Here is a 7582-nt window from a genome sequence, read left to right on the forward strand (position 1 = left end):
GGCTGTAGGCCGCGTCGTCGGCCGCCGCGAGGGCGGCGTCGAGCCGCTCCAGGCGCGGCCGCAGGACTTGGCCCAGATGCGCCCGCAGCGCGAACCGCGCCCGGTGGATCGCGTCGGGATCGACGTCCGACAGCAGCGCGTCCGCGGCCTCACCCTCGCTCGGCAGGGCCAGGACCAGGGCCGCGAAGGCCGGATCGGACAGCGCCTCGCTGTCCAGAAAGCGGCCGAGCGCCTCCGCGAACGCGTAGGCGCGGGCCGGATCGGGCTCAAGGATGAGGCGGAGGGCCACGTCCTGCGCCGCCTGCCAGCGGTTGAACGGATCGCTGTCCTGCGCGAGCAGCCGCATGCGCTGGGCGTCGGTGAGCGCGAGATCCAGGCGCACCGGGGCGGAGAAGTCGCGCATCAGCGACGGCACCGGCTCCTCGGTGACGCCGTCGAACACGATCTCGGCTTCGGCCCGGTCGAGGACGAAGATTCCGTCACGCACATCCGGACAGGTCGCACCCGAGAGCGGTCCCGCGGCGCCGACGAGCCCGAGCGCCACCGGGATCACCAGCGGCGGCGTGTCCCGGCCGCCCTCGCCGGGCAGGCTCTGGGTGAACCGCAGGGTGCAGCGGGACGCAGCCGGATCGTACGCCATCGTCGCCGTCAGGCGCGGCGTTCCGGGCCGCTCGTACCAGCGGGCGAAGGCCGAGAGGTCGCGGCCCGTCACCGCGGCGAAGGCGGCCAAGAAGTCCTCGACGGTGGCGGCGCGGCCGTCATTGTCGGCGAAGTAGCGGTCCATGCCGGCCCTGAACGCGTCTGCGCCGATCAGCGTGCGCAGCATCCGGACGATCTCGGCGCCCTTGTCGTAGACGGTCGCCGTGTAGAAGTTGTTGATCTCGGCATAGGCGCGTGGCCGCACGGGGTGGCGGAGGGGGCCCGCATCCTCGGGGAACTGCCGCGCCCGCAGGGACCGGACCTCGGCGATCCGGTGGACCGGCCGGGAGCGCATGTCGGAGGAGAATTCCTGGTCGCGGAAGACCGTCAGCCCCTCCTTGAGGCAGAGCTGGAACCAGTCCCGGCAGGTGACCCGGTTGCCCGACCAGTTGTGGAAATACTCGTGGGCGATGATCGCCTCGATCGCCGCGTAATCGCCGTCGGTGGCGGTCTCCGGACTCGCGAGGACGTACTTGTCGTTGAAGATGTTGAGGCCCTTGTTCTCCATGGCGCCCATGTTGAAGTCGGACACGGCGACGACGTTGAACGCGTCGAGGTCATAGGGACGGCCGAAGGCGGTCTCGTCCCAGCGCATCGAGCGGATCACCGCATCGAGGGCGTAGCCGGCGCGGTCCTCCTTGCCGGGCTCGACGTAGACCGCGCAGGTGACGGCGCGCCCCTCCATCGTGGTGAAGCGCGTCTCGACCTGGCCGAGCCGGCCGCCGACCAGGGCGAATAGGTAGGCGGGCTTTGGGTGCGGGTCGTGCCAGATCGCAAAATGCCGATCGGTCCCGGCGGAACCGGATTCGACGAGGTTGCCGTTGCCGAGCAGAACCGGAGCCTCGGCCCGATCCGCCTCGATCCGGGTGGTGTACACCGCCATGACGTCGGGGCGGTCGAGGAAGTATGTGATCCGCCGGAAGCCGTCGGCCTCGCACTGGGTGCAGTAGACCCCGTTCGACCGGTAGAGGCCCATCAGCTTGGTGTTGGCGGTCGGGTCGATCTCGGTGACGAGCCGCAGGCTGAACGGCTGCCCGGGTGGTGCGTGGAGGCCGAAGCCCGATGGCGTGGCCGTGTACGCATCCGCGGCGAGCGCCGCGCCGTCGAGGGCGACCGAGACCAGCCGGAGGTCGTCACCGTCGAGATGAAGCGGCGCGCCCGCGCGGCCGGCCGGGTTCGGACGCAGGGCCAGGGTCGCGTCGATCCGCGTGGCGTGCGGATCCAGACGGATGTCGAGGTCGACGCGATCGATCAGGTAGTCGCTCGGCCGGTATTCCTCCAGGCGGATCAGCGGCGGCGTCTCGGTACGCATTCGGCTCTCTCTCCGATCGGGGGCCGACCCGTTCTGGTCCCTCGCGCGGCCCGGCGCAACGCGGTCGCGGAGCGCGGACTGATGATCGGAGAAGCTCAGCGCATCGCCCCCGGGGGTCAGGACGACCTGGCGGCGACGGCCTTCAGCCGCCACAGTCCGCCGATCAGCCCGAGGTTGATGATGGCCAACAGCGCCAGAAGGCCCCACAGGGCGTCGGGCCCGATCCGCACCAGCAGGAAGGCGCCGAGCGGCGGCGCCATAGCCTGAGCCACCAGCGCGGGCCGGGCCAGCCGGCCGACGAGCCCGGCATAATGGTCGGGCCCGAACAGCACGAGGGGCACGGTACCGCGCGCGATCGAGTAGACGCCGTTGCCGGCGCCATAGATCATCAGGGCGAGGCCGATCACCGGCTCGTGCGACGCCAGCAGCAGCAGCCCGCAGGCGACCAGCGCGAAGGCGGCGGTCAGCGTCCAGAGCGGGTGATGCCGGCCCCGGTTGGCGATCTCGATCAGCCGCGCGGCGACCTGCGACGGCCCGATCAGGCCTCCATACGCGACGGCGGCGGCGAGGGTGACGCCCCGGGCCTGCAGCAGGGTCAGCAGGTGCACCGAGACCAGCGCCATGATGGTGCCGCCGAGCACCAGCACGCCGGCCATCAGCAGGAAGGCCCGGACTTGCCGCGGCGTCAGCGGTACGACGGGCGCCCCTTGCCCGGTCGTCACCACCGCCGGGGGAGGGGCCGGCGGGATCAGCGCGAGGACCAGCGGCAGCGACACCGTCAGGTGCAAGCCGGCATAGGCGAAGCAGGTCTCCCGCCAGCCGACCTGCGCGACCAGGAACGCCGTGAGCGGCCAGCACACGGTGCTGGCGAAGCCGCCAACCAGCGTCAGAGCCGTGATCGCGGACCGCGCCTCGGCGCGGTACAGGCGTCCCAGGGTTGCGTAGGCGGGATCGTACAGGCCGCAACCCATGCCGAGGCCGAGGATCAGCCATCCGGCCAGGAAGACCGGCAGAGTGGGGGACAGGCCCAGCACCATGAGGCCGGCCGCGAGCAGCAGGGCTGCCAGCGCCAGGACCGGGCGCCCCCCGCGCGCCTGGATGACGCGCCCGACGCGCGGCGACACCGCGGCTGCGACCAGCAGGCCGAGGGACAGGCCGCCGACGATCCAGGCCAGCGGCCATCCGGTATCCCGGGCGATCGGCTTGGCCATCACGGCCGGGAGGTAGTAGGTCGAGCCCCAGGCGAGGATCTGCACGACGCCCAGCGCGGAGATCACCGGCCAGCGGCGGGTCCGATCGGCCACCGGATCATCCCGTCCCGAGCAGGGGCAGCCACAGGGCCAGGGCCAGCAGGGCGACGAGCAGCACAGGCACGGTGATGACGAGACCGATCCGCATGTACTGGCCCCAGCCGATCCGCTGTCCCTTGCTCGCCAGAACGTGCAGCCACAGCAGCGTCGCGAGGCTGCCGATCGGGGTGAATTTCGGGCCGAGGTCGCAGCCGATCACGTTGGCGTAAATCATCAGTTCGCGCATCAGCGGCGGCAGGTCGGGCGCCTGCTGGATCGCCAGCGCACCGATGAGCACGCTCGGCATGTTGTTCATGACCGAGGACAGGATCGCGGCGCCGAAGCCCGCCCCGAGCGTCGCCGCGAGCGGCCCGTAACCGGCGAGCCAGACCAGGCCGCCGCCCAGCGCATCGGTCAGCCCGGCATTCCGGAGCCCGTAGACCACCAGGTACATGCCGAGGCTGAACAGCACGATCTGCCACGGCGCGCCGGCCAGCACCTTGCGGATCGGGATGCGGCCGCCCCTCCGGGCGAGGAGCAGGAGCATGGCCGCGCCCGCGCAGGTGACCACCGAGACCGGCACCCCGAACGGCGCCGTGACGAAGTAGGCCCCGAGCAGCAGGCCGAGCAGCGGGAACGCCGCCCGGAACAGCAGCGGGTCGCGGATCGCGTCACGGGGCGGTTCCAGCTGGTCGACCGGGTAGGTGACCGGCAGCGCGGACCGAAAATACAGCCCCAACACCAGAAGCGTGGCGGCGAGCGACACCAGATCGACCGGCACCATCACGGCGGCGTAACGCCCGAAGGTGATGGCGAAGAAGTTCGCCGAGACGATGTTGACCAGGTTGGAGATCACCAGCGGCAGGCTGGTGGAATCCGCCACGAATCCGCAGGCGACGATGAAGGCCAGGGCGGCCTGCGGCTTGAACGCGAGCTTCAGCAGGATCGCCAGCACGATCGGCGTCAGCAGCAGCGCCGCCCCGTCATTGGCGAACACGGCCGCGATGGCGGCGCCCAGCACCACCACCAGGGGGAACAGACGCCGGCCCCGCCCACCGCCCCATCGGGCGACGTGCAACGCCGCCCAGTGGAAGAAGCCGGCCTCGTCCAGCAGCAGCGAGATGACGATCAGGGCCACGAAGGTGAAGGTCGCGTCCCAGACGATGTGCCAGACCACCGGCACGTCGGCCGGCTGGATCACCCCCGTGGCGAGGGCCACGCCCGCACCGACCAGGGCGCTCCAGCCGATCCCGAATCCCCCCGGCTGCCAGATGACGAAAATCAGGGTGACGACGAAGATGGCGAGCGCGAGCATGCGGACGGGAATCTTTCCGGCGCCGAGTCAGGCGAGACCGACGCGGCGGCCGATTTCGTCCACCACCGGCTCGCCGTCTTCCTTGACGAACGCGCCCTGCTGCTGCGGCAGCAGATCGAGCACCCGCTCGGACGGTCGGCACAGCCGCACACCCTTGGGGCTGACCACGAACGGCCGGTTGAGCAGGATAGGGTGCGCCTGGATGGCATCCAGCAGCTGCTCGTCGGTCAGGGACGGGTCGGCGAGGCCGAGTTCGGCATAGGGCGTGCCCTTCTCGCGCAGCGCGTCTCGAACCGTGAGGCCGGCGCGGGCGAGGAGCTGCTTGAGCAGCGCCCGGGCGGGCGGGGTCTTGAGGTACTCGACGACGTGCGGTTCGATGCCGGCGTTGCGGATCATCGCCAGCGTGTTGCGCGCGGTGCCGCAATCCGGGTTGTGGTAGATCACAACGTCGAAGGCGCGATCAGGCATGGTCCACCTCGTTGGTTCCGGAGCCGCAGGCGGCCAGCGCGGGCGCGCAGATCTCGGGGTGCCCCTGGCAGCAATCCGTCATGAGAAATGCGATCAGGCTGGCGAGAATTGGGTAGGCGACGCTGTAGATGATCGAGCGCCCAGCCCGCCGGGACCCGATCAGCCCCGCCTGCTGCAGCTCCTTCAGATGGAAGGAGATGGTGGAGGCGGAGACCCCGATGGCGTTAGCGAGTGCGCCCGAGGCCATGCCGTCCGGGCCGGCCTTCACCAGCGCCCGGAGCGCCCGCAGCCGGTGCTCCTGACCCAGCGCCATGAAGGCCGCGAGGGCTTGCGGTTCGTCCATTTTCGTTTCAACAATCAAACGATAGTACGAACATATGAGAATGTCTGCCCGTGGACAAGCCCGCCCAACCGTTTGACGACGGCCTCCCGAATTTGAGCCGGCCGCATTTCGCGGTGCCGACCTCCGGTCAGCTCGCGGTGGCGCAACCCTTCGCGCACGCGCCGCGCTTCCTGATCCTCTACGGCTCGCTGCGGGAGCGCTCGTTCAGCCGCTTCCTTGCCTACGAGGCAGCCCGCCTCCTCGAAGCCATGGGCGGCGAGGTCCGGATCTACGACGCGCACGGCCTGCCGCTGCCCGACGATTCCACCGCCGACCACCCGAAGGTGCAGGAGTTGCGCGCGCTCTCGCTGTGGTCGGAGGGGCAGGTCTGGGTCTCGCCGGAGCGCCACGGCACTCTCACCGGCGTGATGAAGAGCCAGATCGACTGGCTGCCGCTCAGCGAAGGTTCGGTGCGGCCGACGCAGGGGCGTACCCTGGCCGTGATGCAGGTCTCGGGCGGCTCGCAGAGCTTCAACGCGGTCAACAGCCTGCGCCTCCTCGGCCGCTGGATGCGGATGATCACCATCCCCAACCAATCCTCGGTGCCGATGGCCTACAAGGAATTCGACGAGGCCGGCCGGATGATGCCGGGGCCGCTCTACGAGCGCGTGGTCGATGTCTGCGAGGAGTTGATGAAGTTCACGCTGCTGACCCGCGAGCGGGCCGACTATCTCGTCGACCGCTACAGCGAGCGAAAGGAGCGGGAGCCGGAGCGGCTGCGGGCGGTGGCGGCCGATATCGCCATGGGCAAGCCATGACCGGCCCGGGCGGCCTACTCGGCCGGGGGCGCGCGCTCTAGCTAGGACGGAGGCCGGCTCCGCCGGTCATGTTCGTTTCCGCAGAGGGCGTCGCGACGGCCCTCGCTCCGACAGAGGGATAGCCGCCTTATGGAATACCTCCACACCATGGTCCGGGTGGCCGATCTCGACCGGGCGCTCGCCTTCTACGTCGACGCGTTCGGCCTGAAGGAAGTCCGCCGCGTCGAGAACGAGAAGGGCCGCTTTACCTTGGTCTTCCTGGCCGCCCCCGGGGATGTCGAGCGGGCCCAGGCGACCAAGTCGCCGCTGGTCGAGCTGACCTACAACTGGGACCCGGAGACCTATACCGGCGGCCGCAACTTCGGGCACTTAGCCTACCAGGTCGACGACATCTACGCGTTCTGCGCCCAGCTCCAGGACAAGGGCGTGACCATCAACCGTCCGCCCCGCGACGGCCACATGGCCTTCGTGAAGTCGCCGGACGGCATCTCAATCGAGATCCTGCAGAAGGGCGGCGCCAAGGAGCCGCAGGAGCCGTGGACGTCGATGGAGAACACCGGCAGCTGGTAATCCACCCGCGACTCTTGACCCGGACGGCGGCGCGGGCGCATCTGCCCGCGGATCAGCCGGCCGGGCGGCCGCTCCGGGCGCATCGACGTCCGGGGAGGAAAGTCCGGGCTCCATGGAGAGACGGTGCCGGATAACGTCCGGCGGGGGCGACCCCAGGGACAGTGCCACAGAGAGCAGACCGCCCCGGATGCGTCCGGGGTCAGGGTGAAAGGGTGCGGTAAGAGCGCACCGCGGACGCGGCAACGCGGACGGCACGGCAAACCCCACCGGGAGCAAGACCGAATAGGGGCGGCGCGCCCTTCGCGAGAAGGGCAGGCCCGCTCTCCAGGCCAGTCGCCCGGGTTGGTTGCTCGAGGCGGTCGGCAACGACCGTCCCAGAGGAATGGCCGCCACGTCGGCGCGCGCGAGCGCTCCGGCCTTACAGAACCCGGCTTATAGGCCGGCTGATCCAACTCCCCCCGGACCCGTGCGCCGCGGCGATCGCGCGGTAGCTCTACAGGCTCCGCGACGCGCAAAATTCGCGCCCGGCAAAAACCTTCGGTTAACCGTACCGGGGTCAGATCGGTCGGCTCGCCAGCGCCAGGCTCGCGCGTTGACGATCCTCCGAGGCCCATGATACCCGGCATCCTCCCGTCAACGGCGTGTATCGGATCGCCGGGCGTAACCTGCACAGGTGCAGGTCCCGTCCGTGCGCGGCGTTTCGCGCGCTCCGCATCCGGTGCCGTTCCCGTCACGCGCGCCGCGCTCGCGCGGCCCGGCACAGGGCACCATGAGACGCACGAGCCGCAT

General features: G+C 70.2%; 7 protein-coding genes and 1 other RNA gene. 3 read left to right on the forward strand and 5 right to left on the reverse strand.

The genetic code is table 11. From position 1 onward, the window contains the following. From pepN to FV228_RS15645, 5 genes are all read right to left on the reverse strand, one after another. Positions 1 to 2011: aminopeptidase N (pepN, locus tag FV228_RS15625; protein ID WP_147855462.1), on the reverse strand; the 2011-nt coding region annotated here is incomplete at its 3' end. A gap of 116 nt (positions 2012 to 2127) precedes the next feature. Beyond that, a complete protein-coding gene (locus tag FV228_RS15630; RefSeq protein ID WP_147855463.1) occupies positions 2128 to 3315 on the reverse strand; it encodes an MFS transporter in 1188 nt (395 codons plus the stop codon). 4 nt (positions 3316 to 3319) lie between these two features. After that, positions 3320 to 4615 (reverse strand): arsenic transporter, encoded by a 1296-nt coding sequence (locus tag FV228_RS15635; RefSeq protein ID WP_147855464.1) that lies wholly within the window; start codon positions 4613 to 4615, stop codon positions 3320 to 3322. 27 nt (positions 4616 to 4642) lie between these two features. Beyond that, positions 4643 to 5083: an arsenate reductase (glutaredoxin) gene (gene arsC, locus FV228_RS15640; RefSeq protein ID WP_147855465.1), complete on the reverse strand. Its 441-nt coding sequence runs from the start codon at positions 5081 to 5083 to the stop codon at positions 4643 to 4645. Next, a complete protein-coding gene (locus FV228_RS15645; protein WP_147855466.1) occupies positions 5076 to 5426 on the reverse strand; it encodes a metalloregulator ArsR/SmtB family transcription factor in 351 nt (116 codons plus the stop codon). The genes arsC and FV228_RS15645 overlap by 8 nt, the downstream gene beginning before the upstream one ends. A 50-nt stretch (positions 5427 to 5476) precedes the next feature. Between FV228_RS15645 and arsH the strand changes: the two genes are divergently transcribed. From arsH to rnpB, 3 genes are all read left to right on the forward strand, one after another. Continuing rightward, positions 5477 to 6223 carry an arsenical resistance protein ArsH gene (arsH, locus tag FV228_RS15650; protein ID WP_147855467.1) on the forward strand — a complete coding sequence of 249 codons (747 nt, stop codon included), beginning with the start codon at positions 5477 to 5479 and terminating at the stop codon, positions 6221 to 6223. Between the two features lie 129 nt (positions 6224 to 6352). Further along, on the forward strand, positions 6353 to 6793 hold the full coding sequence (locus FV228_RS15655; protein WP_147855468.1) for a VOC family protein: 441 nt from the start codon (positions 6353 to 6355) through the stop codon (positions 6791 to 6793). Positions 6794 to 6845: 52 nt separating this feature from the next. Next, positions 6846 to 7244: RNase P RNA component class A (rnpB, locus tag FV228_RS15660), an RNA gene on the forward strand. The last annotated feature ends 338 nt before the right edge of the window (positions 7245 to 7582 follow it).

The organism is Methylobacterium sp. WL18 (genome assembly GCF_008040015.1).
Taxonomy (GTDB): Bacteria; Pseudomonadota; Alphaproteobacteria; order Rhizobiales; family Beijerinckiaceae; genus Methylobacterium; species Methylobacterium mesophilicum.